This window comes from Acinetobacter guerrae, from assembly GCF_009372255.1.
Classification (GTDB): domain Bacteria; phylum Pseudomonadota; class Gammaproteobacteria; order Pseudomonadales; family Moraxellaceae; genus Acinetobacter; species Acinetobacter guerrae.
The window spans coordinates 1-16,985 of record NZ_LXGN01000060.1 but is presented as its reverse complement, the minus strand read 5'-3'; the positions used below and the strand labels follow the sequence as shown (position 1 = coordinate 16,985).

Genomic DNA, 16,985 nt, shown 5'->3' with positions numbered 1-16,985 from the left:
ATATCATGATGAAAGTAAGTACTATAAGAAAAATATAACGCATTACCAATTACAAGTGCTGCCCCTAATTGACGCAAATTAAAGTGACGTAAATTTAATAGAAGCCTGACATTAAAATTTTTTCTTTCTTTCATACTTACAACAAAAACCTGACTCAGTTCTCACATTATATAGTTTTTGATAGTTTTATTACAAGAAAAAGCCGATACTTGAAAAGTATCGGCTTTTTTAAAGCGATAAGACAGTTAAATCTTAACGGTCATTTTTACGCGAACGGTCACGACCAAAGCTTTCTTCATTTACACCGCGACGTGGGCGATCATCACCAAAGCGCTTCGGACGGTCTTCACCACCAAAAGTACGTTTTGGACGATCTTCACCACCAAAGCTACGCTTTGGACGGTCTTCAGTGAATGAACGTTGTGGACGGTCACCAAAACCACCTTCACGACGTGGTGCAGGACGATCACCAAAATCACGTTTTGGACGATCACCGAAACCACCCTCACGACGTGGTTTGTAATCTACGCGATTACCACGGTTGTCATCATTTGAGTCGAAACGCGGTTTATCATTGAAACCACCTTCACGACGTGGACGATCTGAGTTGAACTCGCGACGCGGACGATCTTCACCACCGAAGCTACGTTTTGGACGGTCTTCGAAACTACCTTCACGACGTGGACGATCTGAGTTGAACTCGCGACGTGGACGATCTTCACCACCAAAGCTACGTTTTGGACGGTCTTCAAAACCACCTTCACGACGCGGACGGTCTGAATTAAACTCGCGACGCGGACGATCTTCACCAGCAAATGCAGGACGCTCACCACGTGGCTTATCATCAAAGCTACGGCGTGGACGATCATCACGACCACCTTCACGACGTTTAAAGTTGCTTTCGCCTTCAAAACGACGACCGCCACCAAAACCACCGCGACCACCTTCACGACGACCACCGCCATTACCACCGCGACCACGACCGCCACCATCACGACCTGAACGTGCTGGAGGTGGAGAAGGCTCTAAACCTTCAATTTCAGAAACACTTAAACGCGCTTCTAAATAATCTTCAAGGGCACGAATTTTACCGCGCTCACGATAAGTTGCCAAAGTAATTGCCTGACCTGTACGACCAGCACGACCTGTACGACCAATACGGTGTACATAGTCTTCGTGTTTCATTGGCAAACCAAAGTTAATCACGTGAGAAATAGTCGGTACATCTAAACCACGCGCAGCAACATCAGTTGCAACTAAAATTTTAGCTTTACCTTCACGAATGCTACGTAAACGACGGTTACGTACTGTTTGTGGCATAGCACCATGAAGTGCTACAACTGAGTGACCTGCTTCTGCAAGTTCTTCAGCTAGCATATCTGTGTCTTCTTGAGTACTTGCGAAAACAACCGCTTGATCCATGCTTTCATCACTTAACCAGTGAGTCAGCAGTTTTTTCTTATGCTCAAAACCATCAGTCCAGTGTAAAGTCTGGGTAATGTCAGTATTGGTTGAATGACCAGTTTCAATCGCAATACGCATTGGATCTTGCATCATGCATTCTGCAAGACGAATGATACGATCTGCAAATGTTGCAGAGAACATCAAAGTTTGCTTACGGTTTGCTGCTAACTCGCTGATTGCTTCAAGATCTTCTGAGAAACCAAGATCAAGCATACGGTCTGCTTCATCAACAATCAAAGCATCCACTTTGTCTAATTTGATTTGACGACGATTAACCAAGTCCAACAAACGACCCGGAGTTGCAACAACAACTTGTGCGCCTTTTAATTGTTGAATTTGTTTTGCAAATGGCATACCGCCCATAATGGCAGCAATACGAACACCTTTCATGTGACGTACAAGTGCAATCGCATCTTGACTCACTTGTTGAGCCAATTCACGCGTTGGTGAAATCACCAAAATATTTGGTTGCGTTACCGCTTTCATACGTTCTTTAAAAGGAAGGAAAGTATCTTGTCCAGCAAGAGAATGTAATGTCGGCAATAAGAATGCAGCAGTTTTACCAGAACCAGTCTGGCTTGAAACAAGGAGGTCTTTACCTTCTAAAGCAGCAGGAATCGCTTGTTCTTGTACAGGTGTTGGGCTAGTAAAACCTAGATCCTGTAGTGCTTGTTGTAAAGATTCATGTAGAGAGAAATCGGCAAAATTTTTGCTCATAGAGAGTTTCACCCTGATGGGTGCTCCATTTTAATAAATACAAATATGGACATCGACAAAAGGCGGCACGGCATCTTAGGCTGAATGAGTTAACATTCAACAGCAATCCGAATAACGACGATGTAGACTATACGCACGCATGATTACGGCCGGAACCTGAAGAATCGCTGAGCGATTTGGGCGCAATGAATGGTCCTCTCTATGGACGGCGTGCGCATACAATGAATAGAACAGAATGTTCAGGTAATGAACGGAAATTTAAGTGCGTGGCGAGAGTATAGCAGAAAGTTTTTAAAAGTCACCTTTTTTAATAGGTTTTTGATTATTTTTGCATAAAAGTACACTAATCGATAACATTTGCAAAACTATTAAAGCAGAAACACAAAACATAACATCATGATATATCTAAATTTTATAATATTTTTCGACCTAATATGGCTCAATATAAGTAAAGATAATTTTACAAGTTCATTCTCATTTTCCGAATTTGTCTAGACCAATCAAATAAATCATCATGACTTTAATTTCTATTTCTCTTATTGTAGAAATTTCTCTTATTGTAAAAAAAAGCCCTCAAATTTTCATGAGAGCTTTTTTACTGATCTGTTTGACTTACTTAGCCATTTCGCCCCAAGCAGGAACAACTGTTTGCATCAATGGTTTTAACATTTTTAATGAAGATGCCAGAACCTGACCATTTTCCATTGAATCATTGCCACCACGAGCATCTACAACAACACCGCCTGCTTCTTTGATAATCAACTCACCCGCTGCAATATCCCACGGTTTTAAACCAACTTCAAAGAATCCATCAAAACGACCCGCAGCAACATAAGCCAAATCTAATGCAGCAGAACCTGCACGACGAATATGCGCGCCTGCTTTTGTGACAGCCAAGAGTGATGCAAAGTGTTGCTCTGCATAAGACACAATTTCGCCGTTACGCATGGCACGATATGGATGACCCACGGCTAAAAAAGTATTTTCCAGATGGTCACGGACATTGACACGGATACGACGCTGATTCATGACCGAACCACGACCACGACTCGATGAAAATAATTCATCGCGAACTGGATCGTAAATTACACCGTGTTGAGTGATGCCTTTATGCTGTACAGCGATGGAAATACAAAAATGCGGAAAACCATTGATAAAGTTTTGTGTCCCATCTAGAGGATCAATCACCCAGCACCAATCAGCGTCATGACCTTTGCCTTCTTGCAAGCCAAATTCTTCACCCAAAAAGCTATGATTTTTATAACTTTTTTTCAAAGTATCTATTGTAAGTTGTTCTAAGTAACGGTCAACACGCGTCACTGGGCCTTCGATGCCTTTTTCTTCAACTTGTAGATCGAGTTTATGACGATTTTGATGTGCTTTTAAAAGCTCTTGACCAACTAACTGAGCTGCACGCGCAGCCATAACCACCATAGGTTCCATTGAACACCCACTACAAATTTGAAGATTTTGACAAAGAATAATGCATAAAAGCGCGGCAATTCTATCAAATTGACGCGCTTTTAGGTAAAAAATGTTAGTTTTTTTTTAACTGAGGCATTTAGACAGGTTGTACAAGCTTTAACCATACTTTTTCAATGGATTTTTGGATTCCTTCAGCATCTAGTCCACAACTATGCAACATTTGTGCATGAGTTGCTTGTGCCATAAAGCTGTCGGGTAAACCCAAATTGAGTGTAGGTTTAAGAATTTGTGCCTTAACCAAAAACTCATTCACCGCACTACCTGCACCCGCCATGACCGCATGTTCTTCAACCGTAACAAATAAAGCAGTGTTAATGGCTAAATCACGAATAATTTGCTCATCTAATGGTTTCACATAGCGCATATTCACAACACGCACCCCAATATCATGCGTTTTGCTCAATTGCTCAGCAGCAACTATTGCAGCGGTTACTCGACTACCAAAAGCCAAAATGCTAATTTGTTCATCATATCCAGCGTTGTATTCACCCACAATTTCAGCTTTACCAATTTCCATTGCAGTGAGTTTTTGCTGAATATCGACACCTATTCCATTACCGCGCGGATAACGCACAGCAGCAGGCCCTACGTGTAAATACGCGGTATGCAACATTTGACGACATTCATTTTCGTCTTTAGGCGCCATGATCACGATATTTGGCACGGTACGCATATAGGCATAATCATAAGCCCCTGCATGGGTCGGACCATCTTCACCCACTAACCCCGCACGATCAATACCAAAAGTCACATCCAGATTCTGTAAGGCTACATCATGAATAAATTGATCATAACCACGTTGCAAAAAGGTTGAATAAATTGCCACGACAGGTTTTAGCCCTTCACACGCCATTCCCGCAGCCAAAGTGACTGCATGTTGCTCAGCGATGGCAACATCAAAGAAGCGATCTGGGTACTGTTTGGCAAATTTCACCATACCTGAACCTTCACACATCGCAGGGGTAATCGCTAATAAACGATGATCCTGTGCTGCTTCGTCACATAGCCATTGACCAAATACATCAGAATATTTTGGAGGCGCTTTTACAATTGGAGCCGTTGCAACAGGTGAGATTTTGGTAATTGCATGGTAGGTAATTGGATCGGCCTCGGCAGGCTGAAACCCCTTGCCTTTTTTAGTATAAACATGAACCAAACGTGGCCCTTTACGTTTTTTCAACGCATTAAAAACATAAGCCAGTTGCTCGACATCATGACCATCAAAAGGGCCGAAATAATCGAAACCAATTGCCTTGAACAAATTATCTGCAGCATCGGTAGCAGACTGATGTAACCGTGAATTATAAGTCCATTGCGGATGTGGCTGAATATACGCCTCACCGCTATCATTAATGTTGACTGAGTGACCATGTTCCCAAATGGCAGCTAAATGTTTGGCAAAGCCACCTGTACTACAGGAAATAGACATGTCGTTGTCATTTAGAACGACAATAAGATCAGCATCATGCGCCACTGCATCATTCATGGCTTCAAAAGCCATGCCAGCGGTCATGGCTCCATCACCAACAATACAGACAACCTCACATGGGTCTTTTTGATAGCGACGTGCTAAAGACATTCCCAAACCTGCCGAAATTGCAGTCGAAGAGTGCCCAACACCAAAAGTGTCAAATACTGATTCTTCACGCGCAGGAAATGCAGCTAAACCATTTTGCGCCCGAATGGTGATGAGTTGTTCACGTCGACCTGTTAATGCTTTGTGCGGATAGGCCTGATGACCCACATCCCAAATTAAACGATCGTGTGGGGTATTAAAACTATAATGAAGCGCAACGGTAAGCTCAATCACGCCTAGATTTGCGCCAAAGTGTCCACCACTTTGTCCTGCCGCATATAAAATAAACTGACGCAACTCATCAGCCACTTGAGACAATTGGCCTTGCTCGAGCTGACGTAATTGTTTTGGATGATCAATTTCATCTAACAATGGCGTAACAGGGCGTTGAGTTGGTATTTCGGTATACAACATATGTGGCAAAGCCTTCTTAAGCCTGGCAAATCCTAAGCTGGGTAAATGGGATTCGATATGATGAACAACATCATAATCGTATCGAATTAAAGTCACCTTCAATCAGCCACATGTCTAACAAGGTCGCAGGGAGGATTTTCTCTGCGGCGTGGTTGGCTAGATTATCCAGAATAATCTTACTGTTTATCAACTATTATCGTGTGCATTATACAAAAAAGAAATTATTATGCATAAATTCAGCAGTTCAATTCTACCAATATATAACCAGTACGCTATACTTTAGCCGTTTTCCTGATGAGATATGTAATTAGTGGCTATCGAATTTGTCGCAACGTCAAAGCTCCCGACCAAGTTTGGTGACTTCAATATTTCTGTGTTTCAAGACCCTAAAACAGGTGAGGAACACGTCGCATTATCCAAAGGTTTAGAGATCGCGCCGAATGAACCCGTACTGGTTCGTATTCATTCAGAATGCCTAACAGGCGATGCATTTGGATCATTAAAATGTGATTGTGGACCACAGTTACAAGCCACGCAGCAGTTGATTAACGATACAGGTAAAGGTGTCATTTTATATTTGCGTCAGGAAGGTCGCGGCATTGGACTGACCAATAAAATTCGTGCTTATGCCCTACAAGATCAGGGACATGACACAGTCGATGCCAACCTTTTATTGAATCTTCCTGCTGATGCACGTCACTATGATATGTGTACCATTATGCTAGATCATTTACAGGTCAGAGAAGTCAAACTGGTCACAAATAATCCGCTTAAATTAAAAGCCCTGACTGATCTTGGAATTAATGTGGTTGAGCGCGTTCCGTTAACAGTCGGCCGCAACCCATTTAATGAGCATTACTTGAAAACTAAACGTGAACGTATGGATCATCTCTATAAAAAAGATGATTTCTAAAGTGAATTCATGATTATTTTTGAATGAAAAAGGGTTTTATTAATGTGCTTAATAAAATCCTTTTTTACTTATTCCTGCTATTTCTTTATGCTTAATTTAAACAAAACAAGATTTATTTGAGGCTCATTATGCAGCGTCCGACTTCGGCTGATATTCAACAAGTACGTGAGTTCTTACTCGATTTACAAGCACGAATTTGTGCTGCCTTAGAACAACAAGAACAACTAGGGGGCGGCTCTGCACAATTCATGATTGATGACTGGCAACGTGCAGAAGGTGGCGGTGGGCGCTCGCGTGTTCTACAGGATGGCGAAGTGATTGAAAAAGGCGGAGTCATGTTTTCGCATATTGATATTCGTCAACTTCCTGCATCGGCAACACAACGTCATCCAAATATTGCTGGTGCTAAAGCTCAAGCACTTGGTGTTTCATTGGTGATTCATCCTAAAAACCCAAACATTCCTACCTCACACGCCAATGTCCGTTTATTCGTGGCTGAACCTGAAGGTCAGGAACCCATCTGGTGGTTTGGTGGTGGTTTTGATTTAACCCCTTTTTATCCAGACCATGATGACATTAAACATTGGCATCAAACTGCTTTTGATTTGTGCCAACCTTTTGGTGAAAAGGTTTATGCTGAACATAAAAAATGGTGCGATGATTATTTTTATTTGAAGCATCGTGATGAACAACGTGGCATTGGTGGTTTATTTTTTGATGACTTAAATCGATGGGACTTTGACACCTGTTTTGATTACATTAAAGCGGTGGGCAATGGTTATCTAGAGGCAATTATCCCAATTTTTGAAAAGCATCGTGAACAGCCTTATACCGAAGCGCAGCGCGAGTTTCAGTTATATCGACGTGGTCGCTATGTAGAATACAATCTTGTATATGACCGCGGCACTTTATTTGGTTTACAAACGGGCGGGCGGATTGAGTCTATTTTGGTTAGCCTACCCAATCTGGCAGCATGGTCTTATCGCCCAGAATGGGATGAAAACTCAATAGAAAAGCAACTCACTGATTATTATCTAAAACCTCACGATTGGCTAACCGAATTGTAATATTCACTTGCAAATGAGACTATTTATTATTAATTCGTCTCTTGTATGTTTCGTGTTATGTATTATGCTGCTTATACATGAAAGCTCATGTCATTACAAAATTGAAAAAGATAGTCACACAGTAAAGCTGCCACTGTTTGTCATATTGATTTAATATTGTTCTGATCTAATGTAGAAAAGATACAAAGGCAAATTATGCTTAATATTATAGAAAACCATCGCATGTTGGTTTTATACACCTTGATCGCTACTGTAGTAATTTCTTCTGGGGTTACTATCGAATATGAAAATGTCTATTCAGACAGTATTTCTATCTCTGTGACTGTGCTTGCTGCTATTGGCTTATTTCTGGCCGCTGTTATTTTCTTTATTGAAGAAATTGAGTCTATCTGTAACCCTTAATTGTAGACATATTCACCTATATACATACAAAATCTTGCCCACTTCTTTATCTCTTTTTTAAATGCCCTAATAAAAAAAGAAAGCCGCCTAATTCAGACGACTTTCATACATTACATCAAGCATGATTTAAATTAAGAACCTGCTAATTTAAACTCAATACGGCGATTACGGAATTTACCCTGTTCAGTTTCATTATCCGCTACTGGGTTTTCAGAACCATAGCCTACTGCTTTCAAACTTGAACTATTTACGCCTTTTCCAGTTAAATAATCCACTACAGCTTGCGCCCGTTTTTGTGAGAGTGTTTTATTGGCATCTGCATTCCCAGTAGAATCGGTATAGCCTTCCACATTTAATGCAAGGTTTGGAACTTTTTGCAACAATGCAGCAGCCTGATCCAACACGGCTTTATTGGCATCTGGAATAGTTGCAGAACCGCTAGCAAAATTAATAATCTGCATATTTAAGGCACGTACAATTTGCTCTGGACTTGAGGATTCATTTAATCCTGTTAAAGCTTGAGTACTCGCATCAATACTGTTATTTACAGACTGCTCAACATTTAAAGGAGCTGCTGAAACGACATTTAATTCAGGCGCCAATGCTTTAATTTTTTCAATCAAACCTTTTAGAGCATTTGCATCTGGTGCATTCACAGTTAACTGATCACCCACCCACTCAATGCTTGCATTCGGAACTTCTTTCACCAGATTTAAAATGGCATCCAGTTTCTCCTGCGCTGGTAACTGTGTGGCATAGGCTGAATCTGTGGCAATATTACAATTTACACCTGTACCAAAGACTTTGGCTATTCCAGCCTGTAGAACAGATGCAAGACCACTGTCTCCCACATTTGACTGACAACCTAGTACCTGATTACCCGTACCAGAAGTCAGACTTAAAGATGCTGGAGTTGCAGCAGCAGTATTTGCTACTTCGGAAGTTGCGGCAGGTTCTGCCACGCTATTGGTCGCAGGCGTCTGTTTCTGGCAAGAGCGCCAAAAAAACAGCAGCAGTAAAGCCAAAATAATTAAAGCCAACCACGGCAGAAACTTTTTAAAACCGCCACCCGTATCCGCAGGTGCAGCTTTTAAAGACTGATTCGTTGTTGTGCCATGGAGCAAACTCCCCAAACCTAAACCCGATAAAATCGGTGCTGCCCAAGCAGGAAGCTGACTCGCAATTTGAGGGAGATAAGATCCGATATAAGAAACGATATTTTCCTCACCTACTTCCTCTTTTAATGCTCTTGCACTTAGCGGAATCGCATGATTAAAAAGAGACTCGATTGTGGCAGGTTGCAGACTATGATGTTTGGAAAATGCATTGAGCATTTCATTTAATACACCTTGATGATTGCCTAATAACTCCTGCAAAGGTGCTTGACTGCCATGTAATATACCTTTGAGTCGATCAGGAAATTTATGGAATAAAGATAGAACAATGGGGTAAAACTGTTTAAGTAATGAGGATTTCTTATCTATATCGATTTCGAGTTGCGTCTGATCAACGACAAGCGGCGTCACTCTTTCCGCTAGGAGCTCTAGCGGGTTGAAATTTGATGTCATTATTGTTCTCCATTTTTGTTGTGTTACGACTTAAAATTAAATCAGTTATTTATAAGAAGAATTACTAATTCGCGCTTACATTTTGATCACATAAAAACAATTAGGCAATCATGAGAAACACAAACACACCATAAAGCTACAAACTCATCTATAAAATCAATTTCAAACATTGCGTTGCATAGATGATTTATTTTGCAGCAGTTTTTAGCGTATAGTGATGCCATTTTTTATATGAATGGATGTGAGTAATGGCTGGACTATTTGCAGTGATTGGCAATCCGATTGAGCAATCACGTTCTCCAGAGTTACATTATGCTTTTGCTGAAAAATTAGGGATTGAATTGAGTTATCAAAAGCGACTGGCTCCGCTAGATGGTTTTGAATCAAGTGTGACAGAATTTTTTGCACAGGGCGGGTCAGGTATGAATGTGACTGTCCCCTTTAAAGAGCAAGCCTATGCTTTGTGTGATGTCCTCACCGAACGTGCGCAGATTGCCAAAGCAGTCAATACATTATGGCAAAAAGACGGTCAGTTATATGGTGACAATACTGATGGGCAAGGTCTGGTCGATGCCATTTTAGCGCTGAATTGGTCACTCAAAAATACGAGAATTTTAATACTCGGCGCTGGTGGCGCAACACGTGGCGTAATTTATCCCTTGGTTAAGGCAGGTGCAAAACATATTACTGTTGCTAATCGAACTTTAGTACGCGCAGAACAACTGATTGATGACTTAAAACATGCTGTGCCTGAAGCAGAATTGGACATCGTTGAACTGGCAAAACTATCGGGTGAGTATGATTTGGTCATCAATGCAACATCTGCCAGCTTAAGTGGTGAAGCCATCATTTTACCGCCTGAACTCAAATTTCATCATGCCTACGAAATGGCATACGGCAAACCATCTACATTTATTGAGCAAGCCAAAGCCCGTGGTGTACCAACCACTGAAGGTTTTGGCATGCTTGTCGGACAGGCTGTAGAATCTTTTGCCATTTGGCATGGTGTCAAACCAGAACTTAAAGATTTTCTTTAAGCTAGAAAGCAGTGACAGCAAACGGATTGCTGTTACTGCTTCACTTATGCTTAAGGAAGTATCAAGTAGTTACGGTCGTTATTCCTTATGATCGTAAAAATACTTTAACCGACTCATTTTACAATTAAATAAGACTCATTTTGTAATGACCCGATTCAATGAATTGGTTTTACTGACATATAGTGTAGACTCTGAAAAACTTAAACCAAATAAACAATATGTTAAATATTTTAAACGTACCTTCACGCTTTACACCTTTAATATAGTTATAGTTACGAGTTTAATCGGATTGTTTTTAGATCGAAACAATGCCTCTAAACTTTAGCAGTTCACCGTTGCTTTGCTCTATGCCGATTCTTCAAAATTCGCTTTTCTGACATTTTTTTCATAACCGAGTATCAATGTATTTTTAAAGATGAGTAGGAATAATCCCTAACATCGATACAGATAATCCAAAACTATTTTTAAATTAGGATTAAAGACTATGCCAGCGTATAAAGCCCCGCTCCGTGACATTCGCTTCTTGATGAATGAAGTATTTGACTATGCTTCTCATTACAAAACATTATCCAACGGTGAAAATGCCGATGCTGATACTGTAGACATGATTTTGGAAGGTGCAGCCGACTATTGTGAAAACGTACTTTCTCCACTGAACCAATCTGGAGATGAAGAAGGCTGTCATTTTGACAATGGTGAAGTAAAAACACCAAAAGGCTTCAAAGAAGCTTACGATCAGTTCGTACAAGGCGGCTGGCAAGGTTTGTCTTATCCAGAAGAGTTTGGTGGTCAAGGTCTGCCAATGTCATTGAATCTGATCAAATCTGAAATGATGGGAACTGCGAACTGGTCATTTACGATGTATCCAGGTCTGAGCATGGGCTGTATGAACACCATCATGCAATTTGGTACAGATGAGCAAAAAGCCACTTACATGCCAAAACTAGTTGAAGGTACTTGGTCTGGCACCATGTGTTTAACTGAACCACAATGTGGTACAGATTTGGGACAAGTTAAAGCTAAAGCAGAACCACAGGCAGACGGCACATATAAAATCTCTGGCACCAAAATCTTTATTTCTGCTGGTGAGCATGACTTAACTGATAATATCATTCATATTGTATTGGCTCGTCTTCCAGATGCACCTGCTGGTACACGTGGTATTTCATTGTTTATTGTACCTAAATTTCTCCCTACTGCCGATGGCGGTGTAGGTGAGCGTAACGGGGTCGTGTGTGGTTCAATTGAACACAAAATGGGGATTAAAGCTTCTGCGACAGCAGTGCTTAACTTTGATGGTGCAACAGGCTACCTGATCGGTGAAGTGAATAAAGGTTTACATGCAATGTTTACCTTCATGAATACAGCTCGTATTGGTACAGCTGTTCAAGGTATCGCTCATGCTGAACTTTCTTTCCAAGGTGCGCTACCGTATGCAAAAGACCGTATGTCTATGCGCGCACTTTCAGGTAAAAAAGATCCAGACAAAGTGGCTGATGCAATCATTCACCATGCCGATGTACGTCGTATGTTACTCACCCAAAAAGCAATTGCTGAAGGTGGTCGTTCAATGATTTATCATGCAGCACAGCTTGCAGATAAAATGACTGATGCATTAATTACAGGTGACCAAGCTAAATTTGAAGACTATGACGACAAACTTGGCTTCTTTACCCCGATTTTAAAAGGTTTCTTGACTGAGCTTGGTTTAGAAGCTGCTAATCATGGTATGCAAGTATATGGTGGTCACGGTTATATCCGTGAATGGGGCATGGAACAAATCGCACGTGATGCGCGTATTTCTACCCTTTATGAAGGTACTACTGGTGTACAAGCACTCGATTTAATTGGTCGTAAAGTGTTGTTATCTTCTAAAGGTAAAGTCGTGCGTGACTATACTGCTGAGATTTTGAAATTCTGTGGTCGTCATGCACGTAATAAATATCTACGTCGTTTTGCATGGGATCTCACCAAAATCTGTGCGCAATGGAATACTTTAACTGTCCGCATCATGCTAGCTGCACGTAAAGACCGTGACATCGTTTCTTCTGCTTCAGTCGATTATTTAATGTTCTCTGGTTATGCCATGATGGCTTATTTCTGGGCTCAACAGGCTGTGATTGCATCTGAAAGATTAGAAGCTGGTGATGGTAAGGAAACACCTGAATTCTATAAAGCCAAAATTAAAGTTGCTGATTTCTACTTTGATCGTTTGTTGCCACGTGCACAAGGTCATGCCGAGTCGATGGTAACACCATCTCGTACTTTGACTTCTTTAGAATCAGAGCATTTTAGTTTTGACTATTAATTGAGTCTTTAAAACAATAGATTTAAAAACGCAGATTATTCTGCGTTTTTTTATTGAAACTGCGGGTTAATAGATCCTAGACAAGGGCTGGTGTGAGGCGGAGTTTGAATTAAGAACATAAGAAAAATAGTTAATCAAACAATAGACTTTTTGCAAAAAAAAAATTGTACAGTGTAGTAGTTCAAACCTGATCTGACAGTTACCGATATTTGATCCAGGCTGTCAGGTTAAATTTGAGCTAAATTCTTTTCAGCCCAAATGAGTTTTCCATCAAGTAATGTTTCGATTGGCGTTCTGCCGTTGCACACTTTGTCTTGATGGGTCCGACCAGTATTATAAAATACCAGCCATTCGTCCAGATCCGTCTGCAATGTTTCAAGTGAATCATATAACTTCTTACGGAACGTGATTTGATAAAACTCCTGTAAAATCGTCTTATGGAACCGTTCGCAGATACCATTTGTTTGTGGCGATGCCGCTTTGGTCTTTGTGTGATCAATATCGTTCAATGCCAAATAAAGCTCATAGTCATGGTGTTCCACCTTACCGCAGTATTCCGTACCTCTATCTGTCAGGATTCTCAGCATTGGTAAACCATGCTGGGCATAAAATGGCAGAACCCGATCATTAAGCAGATCAGCAGCAGTGATCGGTGTTTTTGTGGTGTAGAGCTTGCAGTGAACCACCTTACTGTAGGTATCAATAAAGGTTTGTTGGTAGATACGCCCAACACCTTTAAGATTGCCGACATAGAACGTGTCCTGTGCGCCAAGATACCCTGGGTGATGAGTTTCAATTTCACCACAAGCCACATCATCTTCATGCTTACGCTCAAGGGCTGCTATTTGATGGTCATTGAGTTGGATACCTTCACGAGCGATCTTCTATTCCAATGCCCTTAAACGCTTTTTAAAGTTCTCCAGATTATGCCGAAGCCAGATAGAACGCACACCACTACCAGATACAAAGATACCAACCTGTCGTAATTCATTGCTGGTGCGATGCTGACCATAAGCTGGATAAGCGATTGCATAATCAATGACAGCTTGTTCTGTTTGCTCATCAACACGATTCTTGAGATTGGGAGTCCTACGACTCCGATTGATTAAGGCATCAACATTACCTGTACTGGCGAGTTCCTGATAGCGATAAAAGGTATCTCTGGAAACGCCCATCACCTTACAGGCTTTCGATACATTCTGAAGTTCTTCTGCCAGATTGAGTAGACCCACTTTGTGTTTAATGATTTGATTGTTAGTATGCAACATGAGAAGTTACCTTTATTGATTGAGATTCGACACCTTTAATCAAAATCGGTAACTTCTTCTTTTTCAAGACCTATGTCAGATTAGATCTGAACTAATACATACAGTTATATATATGAGAACATTCAAAAATTCTGTGTTAGCCGAATTTACTGATGCTGTGAGTTTTGTGTAGTAACTCAGCTGATGGCTCTAGTCTTCTTTTTTCAAGTCAATTTCTTATCCGCGATTCAGGTTATCATTAACAAAATAACCAACAGATTGCTCTAATGGATATACTTTTTTTGTCGTCGGATCCAGCACAACAAAGTATTTAACTTTCCTAGGTATACCTTTTTCAGTATCTCTTTTTTCATCAATTACTAAAGCAACCTTATTTTGAGAAAAGTTTACTTTCTTACTCAATGCATTATTATAAAGTTTTAAATAATTATCAGAGCAAAAATCAATATATCCTTGTTCAAATTTACACTTTAAAACTTTTTCTCGTGTAACAATACCATTAAAAATGCTCTTATTTTCGATATCAAGATTTTTATTATTTTCTTTAGAGAAACCACAACTTGATACTACTAAACCAATAGTAAATATTATTACTTTTTTTCAAAAATTTCATTGACAATCCTTTTCTAAAATTGATTTAGGTATTCTTTTTTTATAAAGATGAAACTCTGAAAGTAACTCTTTATTTTCATTTGCTTTGTATGTTTTATCAAAATCTAATCTAAACTTAGTATCAGGCTTCAGCTCATAAATACTCATTGGATAGGTGTATGCAACGTTCCTAGTATTGATTAAACCTTTGTTATTAAATCTAAACGCATATTTCTCTTGTCCCATTTCACCAAACAACTTCACTTCCAATATGCAATAATTTCTTGCTTTTAACAATTCCAATCTTCCACCTTGAGTAGCATTCACTTCACCAGTTAAACTCAATTCAAATATTTTAATTGGTAAATTATTTGATCCTGCCATTTTGATACCTGATGAACACCGATTTAACGTATCTGTATTCAACCTTATAAAATACTTTTTAAAATCTGTATTTATTTCATTTCTAGTCCTGTTATTATTTATAGGTTTTTTATAATTTAATATAGTCGATTTTTTCGTACCTTCGCTATTTAAAAAAGTATAACTGTAATCTAATTGATAACTTTTTGAAATTTTTGAATTACTAAAATAGATAATTCGTTCCATACCGTACATGCCAGAGTCACCATCTATTTGAGAAACAATAACACATGAACTTTTATCAATTTTATATATGTTAATAATATCTTCAAAAACTGGACCACCATTTTCTATTTCAAATTCCGTAATAAAATTTTGAATTTTTTCAAATTTTTTTTCTATTTGTTGCCCCGTGTATTGATTAATATCATTTTTAATAATAATTTTTGAATAGCAATATGCTGAAATCAACGATAAAAAAAGTATTAAAAAAAATTTATTTAGTCGCATTAAAAAATCCTTAGTTATCTTAATTAAAAGGTTATTTTTTTATAGTTAGTTATGCCTAGTTTTATAAGCTGAGGTTTTAAATCACGCCATTTTTTGCCATTCGGATGAATTTCAAAATGTGGATAATCTTGAAAAGATGTCCAATGACCACCCCATTCAAGACCAAGTTGCTCTCCAATGGGTCCTAACTTTCTATGATCTTCATTAGCTAGTTTTTCACGTGCATTTTTATTTAAACTTGGATTGTATGCAACAATTTCTCCGTCCCTAACTGACCAAATATCAATAGCCAACCCATATTGATGATAACTTTGCAATGGCCCTGCGTTAGTTACACCACCAGATAAAGCACCTTGCGCTTCTGGACTACGATAACCATCTGTAATTGTCCAACAAATACCCAGTTTTTGATAACCTGTATTAATCAACTTAATCACATAAGGCTGATAAACTGGATGAAGTTCCTCTATCCTGGCTAACGCCCTTTTGTAATGTTTTTCTCCACCACACGCCTCTGGCAATAATTTATCTGCTTTGACTGCAACAGAAGATTCAACTTTAGCAACGGGCGTATTTTCTTTATTTTTAGAAGCTTCTTGGTTTACCTTTGGTTGTGTTGCAGGTTTTTTCTCTGTTTGAGATGTTATAGCAATAGTTTTTACTTGACGATCATAAACTCTTAACTTTTGATTATGGCTTAATCCAGACCGATTCACCGCTCTCGGGAGTGACATAGTCAGATATAAGTGATGAGCCAACCCAGAGTTGGTGAACTAATCCATTGATAGGTTGATCAAACGCATCTAAAAACTTAATATTGGCTAAACAATCCATTACTAAATCTCCTTCTCATGATCATCATGCATGCCACAATTGCAAATATATTGAAAATCCTCGTTTTCAGTTTCATTATCTAAAGAAACGGTCCAGTCATCATCTATTCCAATCAAAATATCGTAATCTTCGTTATCGTTTTTAGAAACACGTTGAGTTCTGCCATTTTCATCTAAACTTGCTGAAATATAAGTATTATTTTTCTTACTAATTATCTTGTATTCCACTTTTGACAAATCATGTTCATAAAAAAGTTCATACATATCCCACTTATTGGTAAATGTATTCACAGCACAAGAAGTTGGGAATAAGGGAATTTCAGCTTTAACCTGTGCCCCACTCATAAACACATTCTGCCCACTCTTTACCTTGAAATAGTCACCCGTAGTGATAAATACGCCGTCTTTATTCACTTTTAGCTGTGAACCACCAGCTTTTAGATCAATCTCTTTAGAACTGGTTAGCTCA

Annotated in this window: 12 protein-coding genes and 1 pseudogene; 5 read left to right on the top strand and 8 right to left on the bottom strand. The window is 39.4% G+C overall.

The genetic code is table 11. From position 1 onward, the window contains the following. Positions 1 to 252 precede the first annotated feature (252 nt). The 3 genes from A7A69_RS16015 to dxs form a co-directional block, all read right to left on the bottom strand. Positions 253 to 2,181 (bottom strand): DEAD/DEAH box helicase, encoded by a 1,929-nt coding sequence (locus A7A69_RS16015; RefSeq protein ID WP_152878603.1) that lies wholly within the window; start codon positions 2,179 to 2,181, stop codon positions 253 to 255. A 612-nt stretch (positions 2,182 to 2,793) separates the two neighbouring features. Continuing rightward, positions 2,794 to 3,624 carry an inositol monophosphatase family protein gene (locus A7A69_RS16010; RefSeq protein ID WP_152878602.1) on the bottom strand — a complete coding sequence of 277 codons (831 nt, stop codon included), beginning with the start codon at positions 3,622 to 3,624 and terminating at the stop codon, positions 2,794 to 2,796. Between the two features lie 118 nt (positions 3,625 to 3,742). Continuing rightward, entirely contained in the window at positions 3,743 to 5,656 is a 1,914-nt protein-coding gene (dxs, locus tag A7A69_RS16005) for a 1-deoxy-D-xylulose-5-phosphate synthase (RefSeq protein ID WP_151982332.1), read from the bottom strand. Positions 5,657 to 5,966: 310 nt separating this feature from the next. Here dxs and ribA point away from each other — a divergent pair, with 310 nt between their 5' ends. The 3 genes from ribA (at position 5,967) to A7A69_RS15990 (ending at position 8,038) form a co-directional block, all read left to right on the top strand. Further along, entirely contained in the window at positions 5,967 to 6,569 is a 603-nt protein-coding gene (ribA, locus tag A7A69_RS16000) for a GTP cyclohydrolase II (protein WP_120370490.1), read from the top strand. A gap of 128 nt (positions 6,570 to 6,697) precedes the next feature. After that, positions 6,698 to 7,636 carry an oxygen-dependent coproporphyrinogen oxidase gene (gene hemF / locus A7A69_RS15995; RefSeq protein ID WP_152878601.1) on the top strand — a complete coding sequence of 313 codons (939 nt, stop codon included), beginning with the start codon at positions 6,698 to 6,700 and terminating at the stop codon, positions 7,634 to 7,636. A 222-nt stretch (positions 7,637 to 7,858) separates the two neighbouring features. Continuing rightward, positions 7,859 to 8,038: a hypothetical protein gene (locus tag A7A69_RS15990; protein ID WP_241675283.1), complete on the top strand. Its 180-nt coding sequence runs from the start codon at positions 7,859 to 7,861 to the stop codon at positions 8,036 to 8,038. A gap of 131 nt (positions 8,039 to 8,169) precedes the next feature. On the opposite strand, the gene A7A69_RS15985 is transcribed toward A7A69_RS15990, so the two are convergent. After that, the gene (locus A7A69_RS15985; RefSeq protein WP_152878600.1) at positions 8,170 to 9,606 is read right to left on the bottom strand and encodes an OmpA family protein; all 1,437 of its coding nucleotides are present in this window, start codon (positions 9,604 to 9,606) and stop codon (positions 8,170 to 8,172) included. Between the two features lie 248 nt (positions 9,607 to 9,854). On the opposite strand from A7A69_RS15985, the gene aroE reads away from it, so the two are divergent. Together aroE and A7A69_RS15975 are read left to right on the top strand one after the other, a co-directional pair. Next, on the top strand, positions 9,855 to 10,643 hold the full coding sequence (gene aroE / locus A7A69_RS15980; protein WP_152878599.1) for a shikimate dehydrogenase: 789 nt from the start codon (positions 9,855 to 9,857) through the stop codon (positions 10,641 to 10,643). A gap of 484 nt (positions 10,644 to 11,127) precedes the next feature. Beyond that, entirely contained in the window at positions 11,128 to 12,951 is a 1,824-nt protein-coding gene (locus A7A69_RS15975) for an acyl-CoA dehydrogenase C-terminal domain-containing protein (protein ID WP_120370495.1), read from the top strand. 227 nt (positions 12,952 to 13,178) lie between these two features. On the opposite strand, the pseudogene A7A69_RS15970 reads toward A7A69_RS15975, so the two are convergent. From A7A69_RS15970 to A7A69_RS15950, 4 genes and pseudogenes are all read right to left on the bottom strand, one after another. Next, positions 13,179 to 14,219: pseudogene (locus A7A69_RS15970) on the bottom strand (IS481 family transposase). Between the two features lie 609 nt (positions 14,220 to 14,828). Next, positions 14,829 to 15,683, bottom strand: a complete 855-nt coding sequence (locus A7A69_RS15960) for a hypothetical protein (protein WP_152878598.1) — start codon at positions 15,681 to 15,683, stop codon at positions 14,829 to 14,831. A gap of 23 nt (positions 15,684 to 15,706) precedes the next feature. Then, on the bottom strand, positions 15,707 to 16,441 hold the full coding sequence (locus A7A69_RS15955) for a M15 family metallopeptidase (protein WP_241675282.1): 735 nt from the start codon (positions 16,439 to 16,441) through the stop codon (positions 15,707 to 15,709). Positions 16,442 to 16,519: 78 nt separating this feature from the next. After that, entirely contained in the window at positions 16,520 to 16,930 is a 411-nt protein-coding gene (locus A7A69_RS15950; protein WP_338325140.1) for a hypothetical protein, read from the bottom strand. Between the last annotated feature and the right edge of the window lie 55 nt (positions 16,931 to 16,985).

Excerpts from the sequence above, each read along its gene's own strand:
- A7A69_RS16015 (WP_152878603.1), bottom strand. The coding sequence starts at position 2,181 with ATGAGCAAAAATTTTGCCGATTTCTCTCTACATGAATCTTTACAACAA.
- A7A69_RS16010 (WP_152878602.1), bottom strand. The coding sequence starts at position 3,624 with ATGGAACCTATGGTGGTTATGGCTGCGCGTGCAGCTCAGTTAGTTGGT.
- dxs (WP_151982332.1), bottom strand. The coding sequence starts at position 5,656 with ATGTTGTATACCGAAATACCAACTCAACGCCCTGTTACGCCATTGTTA.
- hemF (WP_152878601.1), top strand. The coding sequence starts at position 6,698 with ATGCAGCGTCCGACTTCGGCTGATATTCAACAAGTACGTGAGTTCTTA.
- A7A69_RS15990 (WP_241675283.1), top strand. The coding sequence starts at position 7,859 with ATGTTGGTTTTATACACCTTGATCGCTACTGTAGTAATTTCTTCTGGG.
- A7A69_RS15985 (WP_152878600.1), bottom strand. The coding sequence starts at position 9,606 with ATGACATCAAATTTCAACCCGCTAGAGCTCCTAGCGGAAAGAGTGACG.
- aroE (WP_152878599.1), top strand. The coding sequence starts at position 9,855 with ATGGCTGGACTATTTGCAGTGATTGGCAATCCGATTGAGCAATCACGT.
- A7A69_RS15975 (WP_120370495.1), top strand. The coding sequence starts at position 11,128 with ATGCCAGCGTATAAAGCCCCGCTCCGTGACATTCGCTTCTTGATGAAT.
- A7A69_RS15960 (WP_152878598.1), bottom strand. The coding sequence starts at position 15,683 with ATGCGACTAAATAAATTTTTTTTAATACTTTTTTTATCGTTGATTTCA.